General features: G+C 64.2%; 23 protein-coding genes. 16 read left to right on the top strand and 7 right to left on the bottom strand.

Translation table 11 applies throughout. The annotated features are described in order from the left end of the window. Positions 1-4: 4 nt before the first annotated feature. From AKL02_RS07955 to AKL02_RS07905, 11 genes are all read left to right on the top strand, one after another. On the top strand, positions 5-835 hold the full coding sequence (locus AKL02_RS07955) for a carbohydrate ABC transporter permease (protein ID WP_083075270.1): 831 nt from the start codon (positions 5-7) through the stop codon (positions 833-835). Between the two features lie 12 nt (positions 836-847). Then, complete coding sequence (locus AKL02_RS07950) at positions 848-1,843, top strand: ABC transporter ATP-binding protein (protein WP_083075268.1); 996 nt, start codon at positions 848-850, stop codon at positions 1,841-1,843. Continuing rightward, positions 1,840-2,604: an L-iditol 2-dehydrogenase gene (locus AKL02_RS07945; RefSeq protein WP_083075592.1), complete on the top strand. Its 765-nt coding sequence runs from the start codon at positions 1,840-1,842 to the stop codon at positions 2,602-2,604. Before AKL02_RS07950 ends, AKL02_RS07945 begins: the two co-directional genes overlap by 4 nt. Before the next feature lies 1 nt (position 2,605). Beyond that, positions 2,606-4,072, top strand: coding sequence for a mannitol dehydrogenase family protein (locus tag AKL02_RS07940; RefSeq protein WP_083075266.1), 1,467 nt, complete (start codon positions 2,606-2,608; stop codon positions 4,070-4,072). A gap of 127 nt (positions 4,073-4,199) precedes the next feature. After that, a complete protein-coding gene (locus tag AKL02_RS07935; protein WP_083075264.1) occupies positions 4,200-5,345 on the top strand; it encodes an acyl-CoA dehydrogenase family protein in 1,146 nt (381 codons plus the stop codon). After that, entirely contained in the window at positions 5,342-6,388 is a 1,047-nt protein-coding gene (locus tag AKL02_RS07930) for an enoyl-CoA hydratase/isomerase family protein (protein WP_083075262.1), read from the top strand. The genes AKL02_RS07935 and AKL02_RS07930 overlap by 4 nt, the downstream gene beginning before the upstream one ends. After that, positions 6,385-7,257 carry a 3-hydroxyisobutyrate dehydrogenase gene (mmsB, locus tag AKL02_RS07925; RefSeq protein WP_083075260.1) on the top strand — a complete coding sequence of 291 codons (873 nt, stop codon included), beginning with the start codon at positions 6,385-6,387 and terminating at the stop codon, positions 7,255-7,257. The genes AKL02_RS07930 and mmsB overlap by 4 nt, the downstream gene beginning before the upstream one ends. Before the next feature lie 101 nt (positions 7,258-7,358). After that, a complete protein-coding gene (locus tag AKL02_RS07920; RefSeq protein ID WP_083075258.1) occupies positions 7,359-7,556 on the top strand; it encodes a YgaP family membrane protein in 198 nt (65 codons plus the stop codon). Positions 7,557-7,732: 176 nt separating this feature from the next. After that, positions 7,733-8,158: a hypothetical protein gene (locus AKL02_RS07915; RefSeq protein ID WP_078519306.1), complete on the top strand. Its 426-nt coding sequence runs from the start codon at positions 7,733-7,735 to the stop codon at positions 8,156-8,158. A gap of 244 nt (positions 8,159-8,402) precedes the next feature. After that, positions 8,403-8,750, top strand: coding sequence for a hypothetical protein (locus AKL02_RS07910; protein ID WP_083075256.1), 348 nt, complete (start codon positions 8,403-8,405; stop codon positions 8,748-8,750). Positions 8,751-8,890: 140 nt separating this feature from the next. Next, complete coding sequence (locus AKL02_RS07905; protein ID WP_083075254.1) at positions 8,891-9,331, top strand: hypothetical protein; 441 nt, start codon at positions 8,891-8,893, stop codon at positions 9,329-9,331. Positions 9,332-9,367: 36 nt separating this feature from the next. Here AKL02_RS07905 and uvrA read toward each other — a convergent pair whose 3' ends face one another. Then, positions 9,368-12,229 carry an excinuclease ABC subunit UvrA gene (gene uvrA, locus AKL02_RS07900; protein ID WP_078599224.1) on the bottom strand — a complete coding sequence of 954 codons (2,862 nt, stop codon included), beginning with the start codon at positions 12,227-12,229 and terminating at the stop codon, positions 9,368-9,370. A 288-nt stretch (positions 12,230-12,517) separates the two neighbouring features. On the opposite strand from uvrA, the gene AKL02_RS07895 reads away from it, so the two are divergent. Together AKL02_RS07895 and htpX are read left to right on the top strand one after the other, a co-directional pair. Beyond that, positions 12,518-12,886 (top strand): rhodanese-like domain-containing protein, encoded by a 369-nt coding sequence (locus AKL02_RS07895; protein ID WP_078546795.1) that lies wholly within the window; start codon positions 12,518-12,520, stop codon positions 12,884-12,886. Positions 12,887-13,017: 131 nt separating this feature from the next. Then, entirely contained in the window at positions 13,018-13,959 is a 942-nt protein-coding gene (gene htpX / locus AKL02_RS07890) for a zinc metalloprotease HtpX (RefSeq protein ID WP_083075590.1), read from the top strand. Positions 13,960-14,165: 206 nt separating this feature from the next. Here the strand turns inward: htpX and lpdA are convergent, their stop codons facing one another. From lpdA to AKL02_RS21060, 6 genes are all read right to left on the bottom strand, one after another. Beyond that, on the bottom strand, positions 14,166-15,560 hold the full coding sequence (lpdA, locus tag AKL02_RS07885; RefSeq protein ID WP_083075252.1) for a dihydrolipoyl dehydrogenase: 1,395 nt from the start codon (positions 15,558-15,560) through the stop codon (positions 14,166-14,168). A 36-nt stretch (positions 15,561-15,596) separates the two neighbouring features. After that, positions 15,597-16,181 carry a DUF924 family protein gene (locus AKL02_RS07880; RefSeq protein WP_083075250.1) on the bottom strand — a complete coding sequence of 195 codons (585 nt, stop codon included), beginning with the start codon at positions 16,179-16,181 and terminating at the stop codon, positions 15,597-15,599. A gap of 86 nt (positions 16,182-16,267) precedes the next feature. After that, complete coding sequence (locus AKL02_RS07875) at positions 16,268-17,575, bottom strand: MFS transporter (RefSeq protein ID WP_083075248.1); 1,308 nt, start codon at positions 17,573-17,575, stop codon at positions 16,268-16,270. Positions 17,576-17,663: 88 nt separating this feature from the next. Further along, entirely contained in the window at positions 17,664-18,725 is a 1,062-nt protein-coding gene (gene queA, locus AKL02_RS07870; RefSeq protein ID WP_083075246.1) for a tRNA preQ1(34) S-adenosylmethionine ribosyltransferase-isomerase QueA, read from the bottom strand. A gap of 8 nt (positions 18,726-18,733) precedes the next feature. Further along, complete coding sequence (locus AKL02_RS21065) at positions 18,734-19,300, bottom strand: hypothetical protein (RefSeq protein WP_456300826.1); 567 nt, start codon at positions 19,298-19,300, stop codon at positions 18,734-18,736. A 56-nt stretch (positions 19,301-19,356) separates the two neighbouring features. Further along, complete coding sequence (locus AKL02_RS21060; RefSeq protein ID WP_232621737.1) at positions 19,357-22,128, bottom strand: YhdP family protein; 2,772 nt, start codon at positions 22,126-22,128, stop codon at positions 19,357-19,359. A gap of 179 nt (positions 22,129-22,307) precedes the next feature. Between AKL02_RS21060 and AKL02_RS07860 the strand changes: the two genes are divergently transcribed. The 3 genes from AKL02_RS07860 to AKL02_RS07850 all read left to right on the top strand — a co-directional run bounded on the left by AKL02_RS07860 (position 22,308) and on the right by AKL02_RS07850 (position 25,027). Further along, positions 22,308-22,811: a peroxiredoxin gene (locus AKL02_RS07860; RefSeq protein ID WP_083075242.1), complete on the top strand. Its 504-nt coding sequence runs from the start codon at positions 22,308-22,310 to the stop codon at positions 22,809-22,811. 364 nt (positions 22,812-23,175) lie between these two features. Then, on the top strand, positions 23,176-24,492 hold the full coding sequence (locus AKL02_RS07855) for a M23 family metallopeptidase (RefSeq protein WP_083075239.1): 1,317 nt from the start codon (positions 23,176-23,178) through the stop codon (positions 24,490-24,492). Further along, positions 24,482-25,027, top strand: coding sequence for a bactofilin family protein (locus AKL02_RS07850; protein WP_083075237.1), 546 nt, complete (start codon positions 24,482-24,484; stop codon positions 25,025-25,027). The genes AKL02_RS07855 and AKL02_RS07850 overlap by 11 nt, the downstream gene beginning before the upstream one ends. Positions 25,028-25,219 lie beyond the last annotated feature (192 nt).

Genomic DNA, 25,219 nt, shown 5'->3' with positions numbered 1-25,219 from the left:
TCCAATGGCGCGCAAAGTATCAAACCGCCGCCGCGTGATCATGTCGGTGATCGCATGGGCGCTGGCCTTCGTGATCTTCTTCCCGATCCTCTGGACGATCATCCTGTCGTTCAAGACCGAGGGCAACGCAATCAAGGCGCCCTGGGACGTGCTGACCTCGTCCTGGACCTTTGACAGCTACCACGTCGTGCAGGAGCGCTCGAACTACTTCCGCCACTTCATGAACTCGGTGGTGATCTCGTTCGGCTCCACCCTGCTGGCGCTGGTCATCGCGATCCCCTCGGCTTGGGCCATGGCCTTCGTCCCGGGCAAGCGCACCAAGGACGTGCTGATGTGGATGCTGTCCACGAAGATGATGCCCGCGGTGGGCGTGCTCGTCCCGATCTACCTGATGTTCCGCGACTGGGGGCTTCTGGATACCCGGATCGGTCTGGTGATCGTGCTGTGCCTGATGAACCTGCCGATCGTGATCTGGATGCTCTTCACCTATTTCAAGGAAATCCCGAAGGACATCCTCGAAGCCGCGCGCATGGACGGGGCGACGCTGGGGGGCGAGATCCTCTACGTGCTCACCCCGATGGCTGTGCCCGGTATCGCCTCGACGCTTCTGCTGAACGTGATCCTCGCGTGGAACGAAGCGTTCTGGACCCTGAACCTGACGGCGGCGAAAGCCGCCCCCCTCACCGCTTTCATTGCCGCCTATTCCAGCCCCGAAGGGCTGTTCTACGCGAAACTCTCTGCCGCCTCGACGCTGGCTATCGCACCGATCCTGATCCTCGGCTGGTTCAGCCAGAAACAGTTGGTGCGTGGCCTGACCTTCGGCGCCGTGAAATAAGGAGCTAAACCCATGGGACAAATAACCCTCAAGGGCGTCCGCAAGGCCTTCGGCGATGTCGAGGTCATCCCCCCGCTCGATCTGGAAATCAACGATGGCGAGTTCGTCGTCTTCGTCGGCCCCTCGGGCTGCGGCAAATCCACCCTTCTGCGCCTGATCGCGGGTCTGGAAGATGTCTCCGGCGGCGAGATCGAGATCAACGGTCAACCGTCGGCCGAACTGCCCCCCGCCAAGCGCGGTCTGGCAATGGTGTTCCAAAGCTACGCGCTCTACCCGCATATGTCGGTGCGCAAGAACATCGCCTTCCCGCTGAAGATGGCGAAGCTCGATCAAGCGGCGGCGAAGGAGAAGGTCGACAATGCCGCGCGCATTCTCAACCTGACCGACTATCTCGACCGTCGCCCTGGCCAGCTTTCGGGCGGTCAGCGTCAGCGTGTCGCGATCGGCCGGGCCATCGTGCGTGAACCGGCGGCGTTCCTGTTCGACGAACCGCTGTCGAACCTCGATGCGGCGCTGCGCGTGAACATGCGTCTCGAAATCTCGGAACTGCACCAGAAGCTGAAAACCACGATGGTCTATGTGACGCACGATCAGGTCGAGGCGATGACCATGGCCGACAAGATCGTCGTGCTGCAGGCTGGCCGCATCGAACAGGTCGGCTCGCCGCTCGAGCTGTATCGCACCCCGCGCAACAAGTTCGTCGCGGGCTTCATCGGCTCGCCGAAGATGAACTTTATCGAAGGCGACGAGGCTGCGAAATACGGCGCCGACAGCATCGGGATCCGCCCCGAACATATCGAGGTCTCCACCACGGAAGGCGCGTGGAAAGGCACGGTCGGCGTCTCCGAGCATCTGGGGTCGGACACGTTCCTGCATGTCGACACCAAGTATGGCCTGATCAACGTGCGCGGCGGCGGCGAGATCGGCCTGCATGCGGGCGACACGGTCTATCTGACACCCGATCTGAGCCAGCTTCACAAATTCGACGCGCAAGGGCAGGCAATCTGATGCGACTGAAAGGCAAACGCGCCCTGATCACCGGGGCTGCCCGCGGGATCGGGCGCGCCTTCGCGGAGAAATACATCGCGGAAGGCGCGGAGGTCGTGATCGGCGATATCGACATGGCCCGGGCCGAGGATACGGCCGCCGAAATCGGCGCGGTGGCGCTGAAGCTCGACGTGACCGACGCGGCGAGCATCGACGCTGCGATGGAGAAGATGCGCGCCTCGGGCGGGATCGACATCCTGATCAACAACGCGGCGATCTTCACCGCGGCCCCCCTCGTAGAGATCACCCACGAAGACTACGCCCGTGTCTTCAAGATCAATGTCGAAGGCACGCTGTTCATGATGCAGGCGGCGGCGAAGGAGATGATCGCGCAGGGCCGCGGCGGCAAAATCATCAACATGGCGTCTCAGGCCGGGCGGCGTGGCGAAGCTCTGGTGGCGGTCTATTGCGCCTCCAAGGCCGCCGTCATCAGCCTCACCCAATCGGCGGGTCTGAACCTGATCGAACACGGCATCAACGTGAACGCGATCGCACCCGGCGTGGTCGATGGCGAGCATTGGGACGGCGTCGATGCCTTCTTCGCGAAATACGAGAACAAACCCTTGGGCCAGAAGAAAAAAGAGGTGGGCGAGTCCGTCCCCTTCGGTCGCATGGGCACCGCTGCCGACCTGACCGGCATGGCCGTTTTCCTCGCCTCGGACGAGGCCGAATACATCGTCGCCCAGACCTACAATGTCGACGGCGGAAACTGGATGAGCTGACATGACACTTTCCAACGACACCCTCTCCGAGCTTCCCGCAGACGTGGCGCGTCCCGGTTACGACCGTGCAGCGCTCACTCCCGGCATCGTTCATATCGGCTGCGGCAATTTCCACCGGGCGCATCAGGCGGTCTATCTCGACGATCTGTTCAACCTGGGCGAAGGCCATGACTGGGCGCTCATGGGCGCGGGCGTGCGCGCGGGCGATGCGAAGATGCGCGAGGCGGTTCTGGCGCAGGACGGTCTGTATAGTGTGATCGAGCTGGACCCGGCGGCAAAATCGGCGCGCGTGATCGGCTCGATGGTCGGTTTCGCCGAGGTCGCCTCGGGCAACGCCCCGCTGATCGCCGCGATGTCGCAGCCCAGCGTGCGGATCGTGTCGCTCACCGTGACCGAGGGCGGCTATTACATCGACCCCAAGACCGGGACGTTCAGCCCGACCCATCCCGACATTCAGGCCGATGCGGCCAACCCGGACGCCCCCGAGACCGCCTTCGGCGCGATCATCGCGGCGCTGAAAGCGCGCCGCGCCTCGGGCCTGCCGCCCTTCACCGTGATGTGCTGCGACAACGTCCCCCATAACGGCCATGTCACGCGCGACGCGGTCTGCGGGCTGGCGGAACTGTCGGACCCGGAGCTAAGCGCATGGATCAAGGCCAATGTCGCCTTCCCGAACTCGATGGTGGACCGGATCACCCCCGCCACCGGCCCGCGCGAGCGTGCGCTGGCCCAAAGCTTCGGGATCGAAGACGCCGCCCCCGTCACCTGCGAGCCCTTCCGCCAATGGGTGATGGAGGACAATTTCCCCGCAGGCCGCCCGGCGCTGGAGAAGGTCGGCGTGACCTTCACCAATGCGGTCGACCGGTTCGAGACGATGAAAATCCGCATCCTCAACGGCGGGCACGCGATCATCGCCTATGCCGCCGGTCTGCGCGACATCGAATACGCGCATGAGGCCATGGCCGACGATCAGATTCGCGCCTATCTCGACAAGATCGAGACGACCGAGATCCTGCCCATCGTGCCGCCGGTGCCCGAGACAGATCTGAACGATTACAAGCAGTTGATCCTCGACCGCTTCTCGAACCCGGAAGTGGCCGACACGATCCGCCGCCTGTGCCTCGACGGGTCGAACCGGCAGCCGAAGTTCATCATCACCTCGATCAACGACTGCGTTGCGCAGGGCCGCGATTGCACCGGGCTGATCCTCGAGAGCGCGCTGTGGTGCCGCTATTGCTATGGCACCAGCGAGACCGGGGTGGAGATCGCGCCGAACGATCCGAACTGGGATCATCTCGTCGCGCAGTCGAAGCTGGCGAAGGAACGTCCCGCCGCGTGGCTGGAAATGTCGGAAATCTACGGCGATCTGGCCGAGAATGCCGAGGTCGTGGCGAAATTCACAGCGCTTCTGAACGACGTCTGGGCGCGCGGCTCGCACTCGGTGATCGCGGATTATCTGGCGGGTTGAGGGTTCGCCCCCTTCCCTCGATGCTCCCCCCTTGCAAAACTCTCGCAAGGATTCGAAATTAAACGGGTGTTCAATTCATCCGGTTGAGGTCGAGCCTTTGCCGAAAGTGAGCTCGGGGAGGAGTTTCATGGATTACGCGCTCAGCGAGGAACAGCAGGCCATTTTCGATATGGCTTACGCCTTCGGGCAAGACGAGATCGCCCCCCATGCCGAGGCGTGGGAAGAGGCGGGCACGATCCCGAAAGAGCTCTGGCCGAAAGTGGCCGAGCTGGGTCTGGGCGGCATCTACGTCTCCGAAGACTACGGCGGATCTGGCCTGTCGCGCCTCGATGCCACGCTCGTCTTCGAGGCGCTGGCGATGTCCTGCCCCGCCGTGGGCTCGTTCCTGTCGATCCACAACATGTGCGGCGGCATGATCGACAAATTCGGCTCGGACGAGGACAAGGCGCGCTGGCTGCCCGATCTGGTCAGCATGAAGAAAGTCTTCTCCTACTGCCTGACCGAGCCGGGCTCGGGCTCGGACGCGGCAGCATTGCGCACCAACGCCGAGCGTTCGAACGAGGGCTGGGTGCTCAACGGCACCAAGGCGTTCATCTCGGGCGGCGGCTATTCGGATGTCTATGTGACGATGGTCCGCACCGGCGATCCGGGGCCCAAGGGCATCTCCACCGTGGTCGTCGAGGACGGCGCAAAGGGTCTCAGCTTCGGCGGGCTGGAGCGCAAGATGGGCTGGAAAGCCCAACCGACCGCGCAGGTGCAATTCGACGATTGCCACATTCCGGCGGAGAACCTGCTGGGCGAAGAGGGCAAAGGTTTCACTTATGCGATGGCCGGGCTCGATGGCGGGCGCCTCAACATCGCGGCCTCGGCTTTGGGCGGCGCGCAGGCCGCGCTGACCAAGACGCTGGCCTATATGGGCGAGCGCAAAGCCTTCGGCAAATCGCTCGACCAGTTCCAGGCGCTGCAATTCCGCCTCGCCGAGATGGAGGTGAAACTGGAATCCGCGCGCACCTTCCTGCGTCAGGCGGCGTGGAAGCTCGACAACAAGACCCATGATGCGACGAAGTTCTGCGCCATGGCTAAACTCTATGTGACGGATGCCTCATTCGATGTGGCAAACCAATGCCTGCAATTGCATGGTGGTTACGGCTATCTTGCCGATTACGGGATCGAGAAGCTCGTACGCGACCTGCGCGTGCACCAGATCCTTGAAGGCACCAATGAAATCATGCGGCTGATCATCAGTCGCGCGATGCTGGCGGAGCGTGGATGACCGAAGAAACGATGATCGCACGGAAAGAAGGTCGCGCCGGACGGCTGACCTTCAATCGACCCAAGGCGCTCAATGCGCTCGATCACGAGATGGCCATGGCGATCGAGGCGGCCCTTGATCGATGGCGCGACGATCCTGAGGTCGATCTTGTCGTGATCGACGCGGTGGGCGATCGCGCCTTCTGTTCGGGCGGCGACATTGCCGCCGTCTACCGGGCCGGGATCGCAGGCGATTACGCGCCGGGGCGCGATTTCTGGCGCGACGAATACCGGATGAACGCCAAGATCGCGGAATATCCCAAACCCGTCGTCGCCTTCATGCAGGGCTTCGTGATGGGCGGCGGCGTCGGCGTCGGCGGCCATGCCAGCCACCGGATCGTGGGCGAAAGCACGCAGGTGGCGATGCCCGAAAGCGGCATCGGGCTGATCCCCGACGTGGGCGGCACGCTGTTGCTGGCGCGCGCGCCGGGCCATGTGGGCGAATATCTCGGCCTCACCGGGGCGCGGATGAACGCGACCGACGCGCTCTATGCGGGGTTTGCCGATATGTTCGTGCCCGAGGCCGATTGGGACGACCTGAAGACCCGACTCATCGAGACCGGCAATATCGACATCCTGCCTCATCCCCGCACCTCGCCCGAGCCCGGCAAGCTGGAGGGCCTGCGCCCCGAGATCGACCGGATTTTCTGGGCCGAGAACCTCGCCGCGATCGTCGCCAAGCTCGAGACCTCGGGCAGCGAGTTCGCCGAGAAGACCTACAAGACGGTGCTGCGCAACTCCGCGCTCTCGATGGAAGCGACGCTGCGCCTGATCCGAATGACCCGTGCCGAGAACACCATCCGCGCCGCCCTCACCCATGAGTTCCGCTTTACCTGGCGGGCGGCGGAGCTAGGTGATTTTCTCGAGGGCGTGCGGGCGCAGATCATCGACAAGGATCGCAATCCGCAATGGAAATATGCTCTGGATGCGCTGCCGGAAGAGGCGGTCGCGCAGATGCTGGAGCCGCTCGGCCCCGAATGGGCCATCTGGGAGGAGACACCATGAAAATCGCATTTATCGGGCTTGGAAACATGGGTGGGCCGATGGCGGCCAATCTGGTTGCCGCGGGTCACAAAGTGATCGGCTTCGACCTCACCGCCCCGCCGCCCGAGGGCGTGGGTCAGGCGACGACCGCAGCGGCGGCGGCGCAGGAGGCCGAGGTTGTCATCACCATGCTGCCCAACGGCCAAATCCTGCGCGACGTCGCCAAGGAGGTGATCCCGGCGATGCAGGAAGATGCAGTGCTGTGCGATTGCTCGACCGTCGACGTGGATAGCGCGAAAGCGGTCGCGGCGATGGCGGCGGATCGCGGCCTCGGTTCGCTCGACGCGCCGGTCTCCGGTGGCGTTGGCGGCGCGACCAACGGCACGCTGACCTTCATGGTGGGCGGTGACGCGAAAAGCTTCGAGATCGTGAAGCCCCTCTTCGACGTGATGGGCCAGAAGGCCGTGCATTGCGGTGAAGCGGGCGCCGGTCAGGCTGCGAAGATCTGCAACAACATGATCCTCGGCGTGACGATGATCGCGACCTGCGAAGCTTTCGCGCTGGCCGACAAGCTGGGCCTCGACCGCGAGAAGATGTTCGACGTGGTCTCGACCTCTTCCGGTCAGAGCTGGTCGATGAACACCTATTGCCCCGCGCCGGGCGTCGGGCCGCAATCGCCTGCCGACAACGACTACAAGCCGGGCTTCGCGGCCGAGCTGATGCTCAAGGACCTGCGGCTGAGCCAGCAGGCCGCCGAGAGCGCCGATGCCGACACGCCGATGGGCAAGCTCGCCTCCGCGCTCTACGCGGCTTTCGTGGAAGCCGAAGGCGGCAAGGGGCGCGATTTCTCGGCCATGTTGCCGCGTTTCGAGAAGCGCTCGCGCAGCTGAGCGGAGGCGCGTCACCGCGCCTCCCGCAGTTAATCCTTGCCGCTTGAGCTTGCGTAACAGTATCAAGATCAAAGGAAACTGCGCCACCGAAAGGGCTTTGCATGTTCAAGAACAATGTCGGCGGCATCGACCGCACTCTTCGCATCGTGGTCGGGCTGGCCCTGATCATCGGCTTCTTCGTCACCCCGCCCAGCCCCTATCACTGGCTGTACTGGATCGGGTTGATCCCGCTTGCGACCGGGTTGCTGGGCACCTGCCCGCTTTATTCGATGCTGGGTGTCAATACCTGCAAGAAGTAACCCCTACGACCTAAACTCGCCCTCGGGCGAGCCGGACCCCGCCGAAGGACCATGTGCCTTCGGCGGGGTCTTGCTTGTGAGAAGGTAAGGTACGATTCCATCATGGAACGGCTCGGCAGGTATGGTCATTTATATCCCGAGACGCGCCTGAGGCGCTTATGGAAAGGAGAGGTCACATGAAACGCCTGACCCAGCTTACCCTCGCCGCCGCCCTCGGGGCGAGCCTTCTGCCCGGTGCGGCCCTTGCCGACGGGCATGGCCACGGCAAGTGGAAGAACGACCGCGGCCACGCGGAGCGCAATTACAAGGGCTGCCCGCCGGGGCTGGCCAAGAAGAACAATGGCTGTCGCCCGCCGGGCCTCGCCAAGAAGAGCTATCGCCATGACGACGAGCGCGATGACGCATGGCGGGACGCCGACCACCGCTGGCGTCGCGGCGACCGGATCATTGGCGACTACGTCCTGATCCGCGACCCGAATCGCTACGGGTTAAACGACAATCGGACCTACTGGCGTTCTAACGGATACGTCTATCAGGTCGACCGTCAGACCGGTGAAGTGCTCGCATTGATCGGACTCGCGCGCTCGATCCTCGGGAACTGACCGCGCAAACGCAGAAACGACGTTCAAAATGACGTTACGAAAAGTGAAGACCCGCGCGGGTTTGCGCGGGTCTTTCATATTTTCTGAAACCACCATTAGATTTTATTTAAGCATTTTCAGCGCCCTAGCAAAACCGCCGGCACACGATCGCACACAAACGCGTGCATAGCGGTAATGCGGAATCTGCAATGGACCTTTTCGCCGCAATGCGGCATTTGGTCCACCAAGACGAAAGGAAACGCGCATGACTTATCTTCCCCGTATCGCGCTGATCGCGGTGATCGGTGCAGCCCTTACCCCGATGGCAGCTCTCGCAGATGGTCCGATGAGCGCCGCAGGTTCGAAACTCGCTTCGAGCGTCTCGGTCGCGAACCAGGCAAACGCTGAAAAGCCCTCGGTTCGTAACGACCTTCTGTGGCAGGTTGGCCAGCAGATCACCGAGAACCACGTTCGCCTCCGCCAGCCCGACGCATTCGGCCTGAAGGCTGACGCGACCTACTGGCGCTCGTTTGGCTACATCTACGAAGTCAGCCCCGAGAACGGCGAAGTGATCGCCCAGATCGGCAAAGCTTCGGACGTCGTCGGCTTCTGAGCCACAGTCCAGACGGAAAGTTACGAACGGGCGGAACCACTCCGCCCGTTTTTTCTTGTCCTCAAAAGCTTGGAGGACAGAAACATGCGTCGATTCTCAATTTCATTGCCCGATGGTATCTGCGTGGCTAGGCTTTCGTGATGAGGATCGTGACACGCCCGCTCGCCCTGATCGCGCTGACCTGCGCCCTGCCCGCCCTCGCCTCCGCCGAAGGATCGGCGCAAGGGGTCCAAGTGATGCGCGGCGGCAAGATCGACATGGGCAATGCCACAGCCGAGACCAAGACCGCTGCAAAAGCCGCGCCGGAGTGCAAGACGCTCACGACGGGGGACACGTTCTGCAAGGTCGCCACGACCAACGGAACGGCGCGCTGGGTGCTGCAAGGCCAGATGGAGCCCGAGTTCAGCGTCGGCGACGACTTCCCGGTCTACCAGCACTCGATGATCCTGAACCTGCGCCGCTACGACCTGCCGATCGTGACGGGCGCCTGGCGCTACTACAGAGTACGTGGCGTGATCTACAAAGTGGGCGCGGAAGACCACAAGGTCATGGAAGTCATCGGCCGCACCGCGCGGCGCTGAGCCCGCGGCCACGGTCGAAGTCCTCGGCGCGGCGGATCACTCCGCCGCGACCTTCACTCCCAGCATCTGCGCGAGGTAATGGCCGGTATGGCTGCGCGGATTTTCGGCCACCTGCTCGGGGGTGCCGACCGCCACGATCTCACCTCCGCCATCGCCGCCCTCGGGGCCGATATCGATGATATGATCGGCGGTCTTGATGACGTCGAGATTGTGCTCGATCACCACGACGGTGTTGCCCTGCTCCACGAGGCTGTGCAGCACCTCTAGCAGTTTTCGAACATCTTCGAAGTGCAGACCGGTCGTCGGCTCGTCCAGAATGTACAAAGTGCGACCTGTGGCGCGTTTCGACAGTTCCTTGGACAGCTTCACCCGCTGCGCCTCGCCGCCAGACAGAGTCGTCGCCTGCTGGCCGACCTTGATATAGCCAAGGCCCACCTCCATCAGCGCATCCATCTTCTCGCGGATCGAGGGCACCGCCTTGAAGAACTCCTGTGCATCCTCGACCGTCATGTCGAGCACATCCGCGATGGACTTGCCCTTGTACTGGATCTCCAGCGTCTCGCGGTTGTAGCGCTTGCCCTTGCAGGTCTCGCATTCGACATAGACGTCGGGCAGGAAGTGCATCTCGATCTTGATGACGCCATCGCCCTGACAGGCCTCGCAGCGCCCGCCCTTCACGTTGAACGAGAAGCGACCCGGCTTGTAGCCACGCGCCTTCGCCTCCGGCAGACCGGCGAACCAGTCGCGGATCGGAGTGAAGGCCCCGGTATAGGTCGCCGGGTTCGAGCGCGGCGTGCGCCCGATCGGCCGCTGGTCGATGTCGATGACCTTGTCGAGATGCTCCAGTCCCTTGATCGTGTCGCAGGGCGCGGGCGTCTGACGCGCGCCGTTGAGCCGCATCGAGGCAGTTTTGAACAGCGTCTCGATAGTGAGCGTAGACTTGCCCCCGCCCGAGACGCCGGTGACGCAGACGAACTTGCCCAGCGGGAACTCGGCCGTGACGTTCTTGAGGTTGTTGCCGGTCGCGCCAACCACCTTGAGCTTCTTCTTGTTGCCCTTGCGCCGTTCCGTCGGCACCGCGATCTCGCGCTTGCCGGACAGATATTGCCCCGTCAGCGAGGCCGCATCGGCGGCGATCTCGTCGGGCGTGCCGCGCGCGATGACCTGACCGCCATGGACGCCCGCGCCGGGGCCGATATCGAAGACGTAATCGGCATGGCGGATCGCATCCTCGTCATGCTCGACCACGATCACGGTATTTCCCTGATCGCGCAGGTTTTTCAGCGTTTGCAGCAGCCGGTCATTGTCGCGCTGGTGCAGGCCGATCGAGGGCTCGTCGAGCACATAGAGCACGCCCGTCAGCCCCGAGCCGATCTGCGACGCCAGTCGGATCCGCTGGCTCTCGCCGCCCGACAGCGTCCCCGCCGCGCGGCTCATCGTCAGGTAATCGAGGCCCACATTCACGAGGAAACCGAGGCGTTCGCGGATTTCCTTGAGGATCGCCGTCGCGATCTCGTTCTTCTGGTTCGACAAGCTGCCCGGCACGGTGGCGACCCAGTCATGGGCCTCCTTGATCGACATCTCGACGACGTGGCCCACATGCTTACCGCCGATCTTCACGGCCAGCGCTTCGGGCCGCAGGCGATAGCCGCCGCAGGCGTGGCAGGGGCGGTTGTTCTGATAGCGCTCCATCTCTTCGCGCGACCAGGCGGAGTCGGTCTCGCGGTAGCGGCGCTCCATGTTCGGGATGATCCCCTCGAAAGTGCGGCTGACCTCGTAGACGCGGCCGCCCTCGTCGAAGCGGAACTTGATCTCCTGATCGCCCGAACCGCGCAGGAACAGCTCCTGCACATTCTCCGGCAGGTCCTTCCACGGCTTCTTCGGATCGAAGCCGTAATGTTTCGACAGCGCCTCGATCGTCTGGGTGTAATAGGGCGACTTGGTCCGCGCCCAAGGGGCCAGCGCCCCGCCCTGCACCGAGAGCGTCACATCGGGCACCATCAGGCGCTCGTCGAAGAACAGCTCGACGCCGAGACCGTCACAGACCGGACAGGCCCCGAAGGGCGCGTTGAACGAGAACAGGCGCGGCTCGATCTCGGGAATGGTGAAGCCCGAGACCGGACAGGCGAAGTTTTCCGAAAACGTCGTGCGCTCGGGGTCGCCCTCGCCTTCGCGGGGAGCGCTCTCGAAGATCGCGATGCCGTCGGCGAGGTCGAGCGCGGTGCGGAAACTGTCCGCCAGCCGCGTCTCCATCCCCTCGCGCACGACGACACGGTCCACGACCACGTCGATGTTGTGGCGGAATTTCTTGTCGAGCGTCGGCGGCTCTTCCAGCTCGTAGAATTCGCCGTTGACCTTCACGCGCTGGAAACCCTGCTTGCGCAGCTCTATGAATTCCTTGCGATATTCGCCTTTGCGGTCGCGCACGATGGGGGCGAGCAGATAGCCGCGCGTGCCCTCCTCCATTTGCATCACGATATCGACCATGTCCTGCACCTGCTGCGCCTCGATCGGCTCGCCGGTGGCAGGCGAATAGGGCGTGCCCGCGCGGGCGTAGAGCAGACGCAGGTAGTCGTAGATTTCGGTCACGGTGCCGACGGTGGAGCGCGGGTTCTTCGACGTGGTCTTCTGCTCGATCGAGATCGCGGGCGAGAGGCCCGAGATGTGATCGACATCGGGTTTGCCCATCATGTCGAGGAACTGCCGCGCATAGGCGCTCAGACTTTCGACATAGCGGCGCTGCCCTTCGGCATAGATCGTATCGAAGGCCAGCGAAGATTTCCCAGAGCCGGATAGCCCCGTGATCACCACGAACTGGTCGCGCGGAATATCGACATCCACGCCCTTGAGATTGTGCTCGCGCGCGCCGCGCACTTCGATGAACTTCAGTTCAGCCATCCACGCCCCCTTTATCACCAGCCCTAGATAGGTGTTTCCGGGCGAGTCTCCAATCCAAATCTGCGAACGAAATGTGAACTTTTGACTCTGCGCGGACGTCACGCGCTTTGCGCGCGCCGCCTGCCCGCCTCGCAGCAAGATCAAAATCGTGGCAGATCGGCATTAAATTCCATTTCTTGAATGTATTTTCGCTCCGTTCCGCGCTAATGCTCTTGAAAGCCTCCCGGCATTTGCCACATGAGGCGGGAAACGGATCTTTCGGGTCCAGCGAACGCAAGAGGTATTGAGATGCTGAACTTCCTTCGTCCTTCCGGCGGTGGCCGCGTGGAAAAAATCTCGGCGAAAGACGCCGTGGCCAAGGCGAAAGCCGGCGAACTGACCGTCGTCGACGTGCGCGAGGGCATGGAAGTCAAAAGCTCGGGCAAGGCCAAGGGCGCGCTGCATATCCCGCTGGCGACGATCCGCATGAAGGCCGACCCGTCGAGCCCCGAGAAGCATCCCAAGCTGGACACGTCGAAGCCGGTCGCCCTCTATTGCGCCTCGGGCGCGCGTTCGGCCGGTGCGGCGCAGATGCTCGCCCAGCTTGGCTACGAGCATGTCTACAACATCGGCGGTCTAGGCGACTGGCACGCAGGCGGCGGCGAGATCGAACGCTGATCGCGCGCTGCATCGCATGATTTTGAAGGGGCTCCGCCGGGGCCCCTTTTGTTTTGCGCGCCCCGCGGAATTGCGCGAGCGCGGCGCGTGCCTATATCGAGACCGAGTGTTTTCGCGTGGAGATGATCACGATGGGATATGCCAAGACTGCGATGCTGATGGCGGCGATGACGGCGCTGTTCATGGGGTTGGGCTACCTGATGGGGGGAGAGACCGGCATGGTGATCGCGCTGATCTTCGCCGCCGGGATGAATGTCTATTCGTGGTGGAATTCGGACAAGATGGTGCTGCGGATGCATAACGCGCATCTGGTGGCGCCGGGCGACCGCGCAGGGCTGAACGCGCTGGTGGGGCAACTGGCGAAAAATGCCGACCTGCCGATGCCCGCCGTCTATCTAATCGACACGCCGCAGCCCAACGCTTTCGCCACCGGCCGCAACCCCGAGAATGCCGCCGTGGCGGTAACCGCCGGGCTGATGCAGAGTCTGTCGCGCGAGGAGCTGTCCGGCGTGATCGCCCACGAGCTGGCCCATATCAAGCACCGCGACACCGCGATCATGACGGTGACGGCAAGCTTCGCCGGTGCGATCTCGATGCTGGCGAATTTCGCGCTGTTCTTCGGCGGCTCGCGCGAGCGGATGGGGATCATGGGCACGCTGGCGATGATGTTCCTCGCCCCGATGGCGGCAGCGCTGGTGCAGATGGCGATCTCGCGGACCCGCGAATATGCGGCCGACAAGGAAGGTGCTGCGATCTGCGGCAATCCGCTCTGGCTGGCGTCGGCGCTGCAGCGGATCGAGGCGGGCGCGCGCCGGGTCGAGAATGTCGCCGCCGAGCGCAATCCCGCGACCGCGCATATGTTCATCATCAACCCGCTGAGCGGGCAAGGCGCGGATAACCTGTTCGCCACCCACCCCTCGACCGAGAACCGCGTGGCCGCGCTGCGCCAGCTTGCAGGCGGTACGGGTGCGCGTCGTGAGCGCGCAGCCCCCGCGCCGGCAACGGGCGATTGGAGCGGCGCGCGCTCGATGCCGAAGGTGCGGCGGAAGGGCAAGAACGGGCCTTGGGGGTGAGGGCCGCGCCCGAGCCTCGGGTGGGCGCTTTGCTCCGTCAGGGACCGGGCACTTTATCTCTCAAGCCCGCAAGTCGGTCGGCCTCAAACTGACATCGACAATGCGCCCTCCCGTGGGGAGGGTCGGGCGCGGCCCGGGGCTGGTCGCCCCGCGCCATAAAAAAGGCCGGGGTCTCCCCGGCCTTTCGTATTTCTCGGCACATCCGATCAGAAGTGGATCGCGCGCCCGTAAGCGTCGAGCACCGACTCGTGCATCATCTCCGACAGGGTCGGGTGCGGGAAGACGGTGTTCATCAGGTCTTCCTCGGTCGTCTCGAGCTGACGACCCACGACATAGCCCTGGATCAGCTCGGTCACTTCCGCGCCGACCATATGCGCGCCCAGCAATTCGCCGGTCTTCGCGTCGAACACGGTCTTCACCAGACCTTCGCTCTCGCCCAAGGCAATCGCCTTGCCGTTGCCGATGAAGGGGAAGCGGCCGACCTTGATGTCGTAGCCCGCCTCTTTCGCCTTCGCTTCGGTCATGCCGACCGAGGCGACCTGCGGCTGGCAATAGGTGCAGCCCGCGATCGAGCCCGGCTTGACCGGATGGGCGTGCTTGCCCGCGATCAGCTCGGCCACCATCACGCCCTCATGGCTCGCCTTGTGCGCCAGCCACGGTGCGCCCGCGATATCGCCGATGGCATAGAGCCCATCGACGCCGGTGCGGCAGTATTCGTCGGTCACGACATGGGTACGGTCGACCTTCACGCCCGCCTCTTCAAGGCCCAGATCCTCGACATTGCCGACGATGCCGACCGCGGAGATCACGGTGTCGACCTCCAGCGTCTCGGTCTTGCCGCCCTTGTCGAGCGTCGCGATCACCTTGTCGGCCTTGCGGTCGAGCTTGGTCACGGTGGCCTTCTCGCGGATCGTCATGCCCTGCTTCTCGAACTGCTTCTTGGCGAATTTCGAGATTTCCTCGTCCTCGACGGGCAGCACGCGATCCATCACCTCGACGACGGTCGTCTCGGCGCCCAGCGTATTGAAGAAGCTGGCGAATTCGATGCCGATCGCGCCGGAGCCGATGACCAGCAGCTTCTTCGGCTCGTGCGGCGGGTTGAGCGCGTGCTTGTAGGACCAGACGCGCTTGCCGTCAGCCTCGAGCCCCGGCAGGTTACGTGCCCGCGCGCCGGTGGCCAGCACGATGTTCTTGGCGGTGAGTTCCTCGGTGCCCTTGTCGGTTTTCACCGAAACCTTGCCCTTGCCGGCCAGTTTCGCGGTGCCCATCACGACATCGACCTTGTTCTTCTTGAGCAGATGGCCGACGCCGGAAGCGAGCTGCTTCGCCACCCCGCGCGAGCGTTTCACCACCGCGTCGAGGTCATAGCCGAACTTCTCGGCGCTGAGACCGAAATCCTTCGCGCGCTCCATCAGGTGGAACACCTCGGCCGAGCGCAAGAGCGCCTTCGTGGGGATACAGCCCCAGTTGAGGCAGATGCCGCCCAGATGCTCGCGCTCCACGATCGCGACCTTAAGGCCCAGCTGTGCGCCCCGGATGGCGCTGACATAGCCCCCCGGCCCTGCCCCGATCACAATCATGTCGTAGCTTTTCGATGCCATGTCTTCCCTCCGGTCAGAAACTGGTTTGGCATTAAACTATTTTACGGACAGCTTCAACTCATCCGCATCCGCAAGCGCTTTGCGGTAGCCGCCCTGTTCCATAAATGCCTGTTCCTCGGGCGTCGTTTCGCGATCTAGCGCGGAATTGCGCCAAGGGAAGCGCCCGAACCGTTCGATCACTGAACGATGTGCGCGCGCATGGCGCAGGTTATCCTCCGAGCGCCAGCGCTCGGCGAACAGAGAGACCGCCCGGTCCTGATCGGCAAGTTCCTCGGAATGCATGAACGGCAGGTAGAAGAATTGCTGTAGCGGCGGGCCGATCTGCAGGTCGAACCCTTCGGCGATCGCGCGATCGGCATGGCGGCGCGCCATCGGGTCGGTCTGAAAGGCGCGCGGGTCCTCGCGGAACATGTTGCGCGGGAACTGGTCGAGCAGGAGCAAAAGCGCCAGTGCGCCCTCCGCGTTACGCTCCCATTCGCTCAGCGCACCTTGCGAACCCACCTGCCAGAGCGGCGCATAGCGGCGCCGGATCGCGGCGTCGATCTGTTCGCTCGACTGATACCAGTATTTCTCGCCGACCTCGATACGCCAGAAGCGTATAATCTCGTTGATGCGATCCATGGTGACGGCCCTCCCCTGCCGTGCCTGCCCCGCCTGACTTCAGATCATGGTAGGGCAAGCGCAGGGGCAGGCAAAGGGGGCTTGCGTCAGCCGGTGGTCTCGGTGCGCTTGTCGGCCTCGGACGGCTCTTCCGCCTCGGCTTCTGCTTCGGCTTCCGCTTCCGCTTCTTCCTGAGCGACTTCGAGACGGGCCTCGACCGCAACCGCCGTCGCCGTCGGCGAGAGCAGCGTGTAGGAGCCGGTCTCGTCCGCCGACGGCGCTTCGCGGCGCGTCATCCGCCACGCGGCATAGCCCGCGATCCCGGCGCAGAGCACCCCGATATAGAGGAAGAACCCGCCCGGCCCCATGACGCTCATCAGCCAACCGGTCACCAGCGGCCCCGCCACCGCACCAAGCCCGTTGATGAACATCAGCCCCGCCGAAGCGGACGCCATATCGGAATAATCGAGATAGTCGTTCGTATAGGCGATCAGCAGCGAATAGAGCGGGTTGGCCACACCGCCGATCAGCGCAGCCCCAATCAGCAGCACCCAGAAGGGCGGGTTCGTCGCAAAGATCGCGAAGGTCACCACCGCACCTACAAGCGCCGCGCCCATGATCACGCGGCGCCGGTCCATCCGGTCCGAAGCCCAGCCAATTGGATATTGCAGAAAGAGGCCACCCACATAGATCGCCGCTACGAAGGCCGAAATCTGCTTCACGTTGAGCCCTTCGGCGGTGCCCCAGACCGAGGCCATGCCGAACATCGCCGAGATGATGCCGCCCAGCAGGAAGATCCCCACGATGCCCAGCGGCGAGGCTTCCCAGAGCCGCCTGAAGGTCATGCGCTGGATCGTCTCGAAGCTGGGTGCAGGCGAGGCCGCGAGCAGGATCGGCGTGAAGGACAGCGACACCAGTACCGAGGGGATCACGAAGAGGAGATAGCCCGCCGGGTCGCCCACGTTGAGCAGCGCCTGCGCCGTGACGATGCCGAACATCTGCATGATCATGTAGAGCGACAGCGCCTGCCCGCGCGTCTCGTTGGTCGAGCCCGCGTTCAGCCAGCTTTCCGCCGTGATATACACGCCCGAGAAGGAGAAGCCGATCAGCACGCGCAGCGCCACCCAGGAGGGCCAGTTCGGGAAGGCGGCGTAAAGAACGAGGATCGCCGAGATCAGCGAACCGAGCGCCGCGAAGACCCGCACATGACCGACGCGCGCGATCATCTCCGGCACCATGCGCGACCCGAACAGGAAGCCCGCGAAATAGGCCGACATGACGAGCGACATGTAGAAAGTGTCGATACCCTCGATCTTGCCGCGGATACCAAGCAGCGTGCCCTGCATCCCGTTGCCGACCATCAAGAGCATGATGCCCAGCAATAGCGGCCATGTCTGGCGCAGCACTAACAACATGTCTTGGACTCCCGGGGACTGATTTGGATTGCGTCGTGTCGCGGCATCTAGTCCGCAGCGGAGACAATTCCAAGCCCTGAAAGCGACTCTAGGGGATCAGAAGCGACGCATCGCCGTAAGAGAAGAAACGATAGCCCGTCTTAACCGCATGATCGTAAATTTCGCGTATACGGTCCTGGCCCATCAAAGCCGAGACCAGCATCAGCAGCGTCGATTTCGGCAGATGGAAATTCGTCATCAGCGCGTCGGTGATGCGGAACTCGAAACCGGGATAGATGAAGATGTCGGTGGCGTCGCGGAACGGCACGATATGGCCCTTCGCGCCGCCCTCGGCGCGCGCCGCGCTTTCGATCAGGCGCAGCGCGGTGGTGCCCACGGGGATGACGCGGCCGCCCGCCTGTTTGGTCGCGTTGATCTCGGCTGCCGCCTGTTCGCTCACCTCGCCCCATTCGGCATGCATCTTGTGGGTGGTGACGTCTTCGACCTTCACCGGCAGGAAGGTGCCCGCGCCGACATGGAGCGTGACTTCGGTGAACTCCACGCCCTTGGCGGCCAGCGCCTCCAGCAGCTCGCGGGTGAAATGCAGGCTGGCGGTCGGGGCCGCGACCGCACCGGAATGGCGCGCGAAGACGGTCTGGTAATCGCGCTTGTCCTCGTCATCGGGCGCGCGCAGCGCCGCGATATAGGGCGGCAGCGGCATCGCGCCTGCCTCGGCCAGCGCCGCGTCGAAATCCTCGCCCGACAGGTTGAAGCTGAGCCGCAGCTGGCCGATCTCGATCGCCTCGACCCTGGCCGAGAGCGCATCAGAGAAGACGATCTCCTCGCCCTCCTTCACCTTGCGCAAAGGCTTGGCGAGCGCCGACCATTCGCCGCCCGGTGCGGGCTCCAGAAGCGTCACCTCGACCTTCGCGACCACCTCGCCCTGCGCGCTTTGCCGGGTCCGGGTGCCCGCCAGCCGCGCCGGGATCACCTTGGTGTTGTTGAGCACCAGCCGGTCGCCGGGGCGGAAGATGTCGATCAGATCGCGCACATGGCGGTCATGGATCGCATCGCCCTCGGCCAGCAGCAGCCGCGCCGCATCGCGCGGGCGCGCAGGCCGCGTCGCAATCAGCCCCTCGGGGAGCTCGAAATCGAAATCGTCTAGCTTCATCGTCAGCCTTATTCGCTCAGCACCTTGGGCGGTCCCGCCCGGAACAACTCGCGCAGACCGCCCGGCGCGAGCACCGAGAGCGGGTTGATCGAGACCTTCGGCGCATCGGAGCTTCCGCGCAGCGAGTAGTTGAACCCGAAAAGCCCCTCGCCTTGCTTGGAGATGACCTGACCGATCCCGTTCACGAGATAGAAAGGCGAGATCACGCCCTTCATGTTCAGTGTCTTCGATTGCGGGTAATAGTTGCCCGTCATCGTCACCCCCATAGAGGCCCCCACGGCGGCGCCCCGTGTGACACTCACCCCGTTGGGCGTCAAGCGGAAGGCGCCATCGACCGAGCTGAACAGGATGCCATCGCCGCTGAGCTGCTCCAGCAGACCGACGCCCGAGGCAGCCGACAGGAGCGAAGCCAGAACCGGCGCGTCTTTCACCCGCAGGTTTGCGACCGTGAGCTTGCCGTCATAGCTTTTCTGTCCAAGCGGGGTCAGCACCAGTGCGCCCTGCCCGCCGCGGGACTTGGTGAAGATCCCGGTCGCCGCCAGCGCGCGGCCTGCGTCGCGGGTTTGAGCGCGCACCGAGACGCGCCCGCCCGCCGCCGGGATCACCGTGCCGTCGATCGGCGCGCTGCCGTTTAGCTGTCCCTGGAACCGGCCCGAGAGACCGCCGCGCGTGTTGAAATCGCCCGGAACCCGGTGAGCGCGATACCGTCCGTGATCTGCAGCCGGTCGAGCGCCGCCGAGATCGCCGTGCCGGCACCGCTCGCGCTGGCGCCCGCACCGCCGCCCAAATCCGCCTTGGCGAGGTCCAGCCTGCCCGAGGTGACATTCACTTTCGGCGGGCGCGCCTTGCCCTGACCGATCAGATCGACGCTGCCGGTGAACCAGTTGCCGACGCTCAGGCTCGAGAACCGCGCCCGGTTCAGCCCACCGCCCTTGTTCAAGGTGATGTCGCCCTGCGTCTTCAGCCCCGCAGCACTCAGCGACAGGCTGTCGACCTGCGGCGGCGCGCCGAGCGTGCCCGACATCTTCAGATCGCCCGCGCTGCCCGGCGCTTTGCTCCAGCCGATTTCTGGGATCGACAGGCGGATCCCCTGCAAGGCGCTCGCGAAGGTGAACCGCGTCGGTTGATCCTTGCGCAGGTCGAGCGCGATGCGGCCCTTGCCCGAACCGCGCACCATGCCGTTGGGCAGCGCAATCCCCAGCCGGTCGAGCCCATCGGGGCTGACATCGACCGTGCCCGCGACCTCTGAGCGCCCCTTGTTCTCCGGCCCGAATTTCTGCGTCCAGGCGGCATCGAACCCGACACCGGACAGAGTGCCCTTGCCCGAGATCGTCATACCTTGGGGATCGGCCTTCAACGTCAACAAATCGGACCGCAGCGGCCGGTCGGGAATCAGCGTGTCGCTTTTCACCTCGGTCAGCCGGGCGGTCACGTCGAAATCGATCTCATCCTGCGGCACATTGGGCTTCAGCGGCAAGCGGATCACCGAGCGCGCCTCGGCCCAGCCCTGTGCCACATCGGTGCTCATGCCCGCCTTGCTGAGAAACTCGAATGGCGGCTGGTCGAGCAGCGACAGAGCCGCCGGGATCGGCGAGCGCGTCATCAGCGTGACCATCGCCGGGGCGGGCTTGATGCGGATATCGGGCACGATGAGCGACGAACCCGTCACCTCGATCCGCCCGCCCGACGGCGCGGTCACATGCCCCTCCTCGACCTTGAGCGCCTGCCGCGTGTCGATGATCGTGGCAAAGCCTCGGCCCTGCTGTACGGGCGGCAGGGTCTTGATGATCCGCACATCCGCGCCCCGGAACTCGTAGCCGAGCGCCAGTTTCGGCTGCGCGCCCGGCACGAGCCGCAGCGCCACGCGGGCATTGCGCAGTTGGCCCGTGGTCACGTTCTTCTCGAGCCATTCGCGGGTCTTCGGCACGACCGCAGGCGGCCAGAGCGCGAGCAGCTTGGTCTGGTCGATCTGGTCGATCCCGGCATCGAGCGCGACTTTCCAGCCATCCTTCTCGGCGCTGACCTTGCCACGCGCCGAGATCGTCGTGTCGCCCTGATCGTTGAGTTCCAGCTGGCCGATATCGATGCGGAACGGATCTAGGTTCAGCCGGAAATCGACCGCCCCTTGCGCGAATTGCACCGGGCTCTCGAACAGACCTGCCGGATCGAGCTGCAGATCGGAAATCGCGATCTGGCCGACGATCTTCTGCGGCACGCCGCCTTCGAGATCGCGCAGATAGGTGTGGCCCGCCGCCTTCAGGCGCAGCGCCCGGCTGTTGAGCGAAAGCGTCGAGACCTCGACGCGCTGCCGTTTCGGGTCGTAGTTGAGATAGAGCTTGCCGTTCTCGATCGGGATCGGGTTCACGCCCTCATTGGGCCGGATCGCGCCGCGCCCGATTTCGAGCATCGCGTTCATCCCGGTCAGCTCGCCCTTGTCGTTGAGCCCCGAGCGCAGCGCCCCCGAGATCGGCGCATCGAGCACGCCGAGCGCCGCGAGCGCCGGGGCCTGCACCGCCAGATCGCGCGCCGGAAGCGCGGTCACAGCAGCTCCGAAACTGGCTTCGCGGCTGGCTTTCTGCGTGGTCATCGACAGCGCGACCTGCGCCGGTTTCGTCTGCCCGCTGCCCAGATCGAACCCCAGTGCGACCGAGATTTCACTGTCACTCTGGGTCAGTTTGAAGCGGCCATCGGTGACCTTCCAGAGCCGGTCGAGCCGCTCGTCCATCAGTCGGATCTGCAGGTCTTCCGCACTGATCTGCTGCAGCCGGGACAGCGCCGGAACTTCCAGGGTTTTCTCAAAGGTCTCAATGAGATCGGAGGCGTTGTTCAAGTCGATATTGGCGAAGCGATTGCCGCCGCCGAAATCGAGATCCAGATTGCCGTCGGGCAGACGATGCAGCGACAGGCTCGCCCCGCGCAGCCGAAACGAGCGCGGCTCGACCCGCCCGCGCAACAAAGGCTCCGCCCAGAGCGTCATGCGCAATTCCGGCAGGACCGCGATCGGCAGCCCCGAGGGCCGCTCCAGCCGCACCGTGTTCAGTCGGATCCGGGGGCGGATGCCATCGTCGATGTAAAGGTCGATCCCGCCGGACAGCCGGACCCGCATCTGGCCTTGCAAGGCGTCATTGGCGCGGGTCTCGATGCGCGCGACGATCCATTGCGGCACGGCGACCGCGCGATGCGTGATGACGAGAAAGGCACCGGCAGCCACGACCCCAAGAAACAGGAAGCTGAGAACAAGAAGCAGACCGGTGCGGGCACGGCGGCCGCGGCTCACCGGGGTCGCTGCTCCGGGCTGGGTCTCTGCCTCGGATTTGGGCGTCTCGGCATCGCTCAACGACGCATTGCTCGCCCTTTCGGGCGCGCCGGACGTTTCGCGACTATCGGGACGCTGTCTCTCCATACCGTTCGTCTTGCGCCCGTTGGATCGGGGCTTTTTCTCCCTCGGCGGCGGCGCGTGCCGACCCCGTCTCTTATGCCGGGCCCACCGCGCGCGGTCTTGCCCGGGTCTCCTGCCTCGTGGTTTAGTCTCGCGCAAGCGGGCGTGGAAAGTAAGCCCCGAAACTGCAAGGAGGTTCCCCAATGATCGAGACAGGCGAAAAAGCGCCGGAGTTCACCCTTCCCGCCACGGGCGGCAAGAGCTTCGAAACGCTCGGAAATCCGATCACGGAAGACGGAAATCTGACGCTGTCGGCCTTGGCGGGCCGTCCGGTCGTGCTGTATTTCTACCCGAAGGACAACACGCCCGGCTGCACCACCGAGGCGCTGGATTTCACCCGGCTCGCGCCGGATTTCGCCGAGGCAGGCGTGGTCGTCATCGGCATTTCGAAAGATAGCATGAAGAAGCATGAGAATTTCTGCGCGAAGCATGATCTGGGCATCTATCTCGCCTCGGACGATGGCGGCGAGACCTGCGAGAGCTACGGGGTCTGGGCAGAAAAATCCATGTATGGCAAAACCTTCTGGGGCATTGTTCGTGCGACTTTCCTGATCGGCGCGGACGGCAATGTCGCGCGGGTCTGGCCGAAGGTGAAAGTCAAAGGCCACGCCGAAGAGGTGCTCGAGGCCGCCCGCGATCTGGGCTGACCCGCGCCTCGGGCGCAGCGCCCCGCATGGCACCCCGGCGGGCGGCTCATGCCGCGCCGCGGGGGCGTCGTGCGGCGCGCGCCCATCGGCAAGTGCGGATCACACCAACGTGACGCCCGGATGACCAGCTGGGACGAAACCGCCGGGCCGCCCTCCCTTTTGGGCAGAAAACCGCTCATACCGCGCGCGTGAGGGAACCGTGACCAAATGCGAGGGGGAAAGAGGTTGCCCGGACCTGCCCCCCTTGGTAATCCCATTGCTCAAGGGCGGAGGACTTATCCACAAGCAGGACGGGTGCGCCGCCGCAAGTGACGTGCGGCCCCGTGGCCGCGCTTGATCCGCAACAAACACAGGACCGACCGGCTTGCCTAGACGCATTCTCGACCGCCTGAACACCCGTCTCGAGCGCATCCTGCCCGAACAGCGGCTGTTTCTGAAATCAGACAGCGCCACGCGGTTCGTCCGACTGCGCCCCCTCACCCAAGCGAGTGTACTGGCGATCGGCGCAGGCGTGTTCGTGTGGTCGATGGCCGCGACCTCGATGCTCTTCATCGACGGGATTTCCTCCGGCGGGGCCGAACAGAACGACAAGGTCGCGAAACTCGCCTTCGAGCGCCGCCTCGACGCGCTCTCGCAAGAGCGCGACGCCCGCGCCGCCGAAGCCCTTGCCGCACAGGACCGTTTCCAGACCGCCCTCGAGCAGGTTTCGAAGATGCAATCCACGCTGCTCGCGTCGGAAGAGCGCAAGCGCGAGCTGGAAACCGGGATCGGCGTGATCCAGGCCACCCTGCGCCGCACTATGGACGAGCGCGACAAGGCCCGGCTCGCCTTGGCAAAAGCCGAGGGCAACGGCCCCGATGCGGGTCCGACACCGATCGCCCGCGCCGAGGACATGGAAAAGACGGTCGATATGCTGTCCACCGCGCTCGGCGAGACCGCGAAAGAACGCGACACCGCAAATGCCGACGCCAAGACCGCGCAACTGCAGATGGACAAGATCGCCCTGCAGAAGCGTCTCCTCGAACAGCGCAACGACGAGATTTTCACTACGCTCGAAGGCGCGGTGAAGATCTCGATGGAGCCGCTCGACAAGGTCTTCAAACAGGCCGGCATGGATCCCGATCACGTCCTCAAGGAAATCAAGCGGGGCTATTCGGGGACCGGCGGGCCGCTCTCGCCGATCTCGCTCTCGACCAAGGGTGCGGCCGATCTCGATGGCGACACCGCGCGCGCCGAGAACATCCTGCGCAAGCTCGACGAGATGAACATGTATCGCATCGCCGTCGACAAGCTGCCCTTCTCGATGCCGGTGAAGGCACATTTCCGCTTCTCGTCGCCCTTCGGCTGGCGCTGGGGCCGGATGCATGAGGGCGTCGATATGGCCGCCCCGATCGGCACCAAGGTCTATGCCCCTGCCGATGGCGTCGTGATCGCCGCCGAGCACGAGCGGGGCTACGGCAATATCGTCAAGATCCGCCACGAGTTCGGCATCACCACCCGCTACGGCCACCTCAACAAATTCCACGTGAAAGTCGGGCAAAAAGTGTCGCAAGGCGAGTGGATTGCTGATATGGGCAATACCGGACACTCCACGGGACCGCATCTGCACTACGAGATCCGGCTCGGAGGCAAGCCAATTAACCCGATGACCTTCATCAAGGCTGGTAAGAATGTTTTCTAAATCGAAAATCCATGAACCGGGCCCCAAGGCCGACGGCGACAAGCCCAAAACCGGTGAGAACTCGACCGCTCCGAGCCGCCCGACGTCCAGCTCGAGCGACTACACGCCGAGCGCCGCGCCGCGCTCGAAGCCCGCGCCCTCGGTTCTCTCCTCGGACCTGACCATCACCGGCAACGTCAAGACGACCGGCGACATCCAGATCGAAGGCACCGTTGAAGGCGACATCCGCGCCCATCTGCTGACCGTCGGCGAAAGCGCCACGATCAAAGGTGAGATCATGGCCGACGACGTCGTGGTCAACGGCCGCGTCGTGGGCCGTGTGCGCGGCCTGAAGGTGCGCCTGACCTCGACCGCACGCGTCGAAGGCGACATCATCCACAAGACCATCGCCATCGAAAGCGGTGCGCATTTCGAAGGTTCGGTGCAGCGTCAGGACGACCCGCTGCAAACTGGTCAGGGCACGCGAAAACTCGCGCCCCCGGCCTCCGAGACCGCCGCCGCAGCACCGGCGCCGACGGGGTCGGAACAGAAATAAAATCAGGCGATAGCCAGAGCAGGAGGGGCGGCCGATCGGGTCGCCCTTTTATTTTGCGCCGGCGCCATGTCCCGAGCGGACAACAGGGGCGCTGCCCCTCTTCGCATTCGCGAATTCACCCCGAGATATTTCGACCAATCCGAAAGAATATCCCGTGTTTTCGCCTTGGTGGAAATATCCCGGGGCGGGCGC

Source organism: Thioclava electrotropha, from assembly GCF_002085925.2.
GTDB classification, from domain to species: domain Bacteria; phylum Pseudomonadota; class Alphaproteobacteria; order Rhodobacterales; family Rhodobacteraceae; genus Thioclava; species Thioclava electrotropha.
This window is presented reverse-complemented; position numbering and strand designations above follow the sequence as displayed.

What these genes read in the sequence shown, in the direction of transcription:
- AKL02_RS07955 (WP_083075270.1), top strand. Translation starts at nt 5, where the DNA reads ATGGCGCGCAAAGTATCAAACCGCCGCCGCGTGATCATGTCGGTGATC.
- AKL02_RS07950 (WP_083075268.1), top strand. Translation starts at nt 848, where the DNA reads ATGGGACAAATAACCCTCAAGGGCGTCCGCAAGGCCTTCGGCGATGTC.
- AKL02_RS07940 (WP_083075266.1), top strand. Translation starts at nt 2,606, where the DNA reads ATGACACTTTCCAACGACACCCTCTCCGAGCTTCCCGCAGACGTGGCG.
- AKL02_RS07935 (WP_083075264.1), top strand. Translation starts at nt 4,200, where the DNA reads ATGGATTACGCGCTCAGCGAGGAACAGCAGGCCATTTTCGATATGGCT.
- AKL02_RS07930 (WP_083075262.1), top strand. Translation starts at nt 5,342, where the DNA reads ATGACCGAAGAAACGATGATCGCACGGAAAGAAGGTCGCGCCGGACGG.
- mmsB (WP_083075260.1), top strand. Translation starts at nt 6,385, where the DNA reads ATGAAAATCGCATTTATCGGGCTTGGAAACATGGGTGGGCCGATGGCG.
- AKL02_RS07920 (WP_083075258.1), top strand. Translation starts at nt 7,359, where the DNA reads ATGTTCAAGAACAATGTCGGCGGCATCGACCGCACTCTTCGCATCGTG.
- AKL02_RS07915 (WP_078519306.1), top strand. Translation starts at nt 7,733, where the DNA reads ATGAAACGCCTGACCCAGCTTACCCTCGCCGCCGCCCTCGGGGCGAGC.
- AKL02_RS07910 (WP_083075256.1), top strand. Translation starts at nt 8,403, where the DNA reads ATGACTTATCTTCCCCGTATCGCGCTGATCGCGGTGATCGGTGCAGCC.
- AKL02_RS07905 (WP_083075254.1), top strand. Translation starts at nt 8,891, where the DNA reads ATGAGGATCGTGACACGCCCGCTCGCCCTGATCGCGCTGACCTGCGCC.
- uvrA (WP_078599224.1), bottom strand. Translation starts at nt 12,229, where the DNA reads ATGGCTGAACTGAAGTTCATCGAAGTGCGCGGCGCGCGCGAGCACAAT.
- AKL02_RS07895 (WP_078546795.1), top strand. Translation starts at nt 12,518, where the DNA reads ATGCTGAACTTCCTTCGTCCTTCCGGCGGTGGCCGCGTGGAAAAAATC.
- htpX (WP_083075590.1), top strand. Translation starts at nt 13,018, where the DNA reads ATGGGATATGCCAAGACTGCGATGCTGATGGCGGCGATGACGGCGCTG.
- lpdA (WP_083075252.1), bottom strand. Translation starts at nt 15,560, where the DNA reads ATGGCATCGAAAAGCTACGACATGATTGTGATCGGGGCAGGGCCGGGG.
- AKL02_RS07880 (WP_083075250.1), bottom strand. Translation starts at nt 16,181, where the DNA reads ATGGATCGCATCAACGAGATTATACGCTTCTGGCGTATCGAGGTCGGC.
- AKL02_RS07875 (WP_083075248.1), bottom strand. Translation starts at nt 17,575, where the DNA reads ATGTTGTTAGTGCTGCGCCAGACATGGCCGCTATTGCTGGGCATCATG.
- queA (WP_083075246.1), bottom strand. Translation starts at nt 18,725, where the DNA reads ATGAAGCTAGACGATTTCGATTTCGAGCTCCCCGAGGGGCTGATTGCG.
- AKL02_RS21060 (WP_232621737.1), bottom strand. Translation starts at nt 22,128, where the DNA reads ATGGAGAGACAGCGTCCCGATAGTCGCGAAACGTCCGGCGCGCCCGAA.
- AKL02_RS07860 (WP_083075242.1), top strand. Translation starts at nt 22,308, where the DNA reads ATGATCGAGACAGGCGAAAAAGCGCCGGAGTTCACCCTTCCCGCCACG.
- AKL02_RS07850 (WP_083075237.1), top strand. Translation starts at nt 24,482, where the DNA reads ATGTTTTCTAAATCGAAAATCCATGAACCGGGCCCCAAGGCCGACGGC.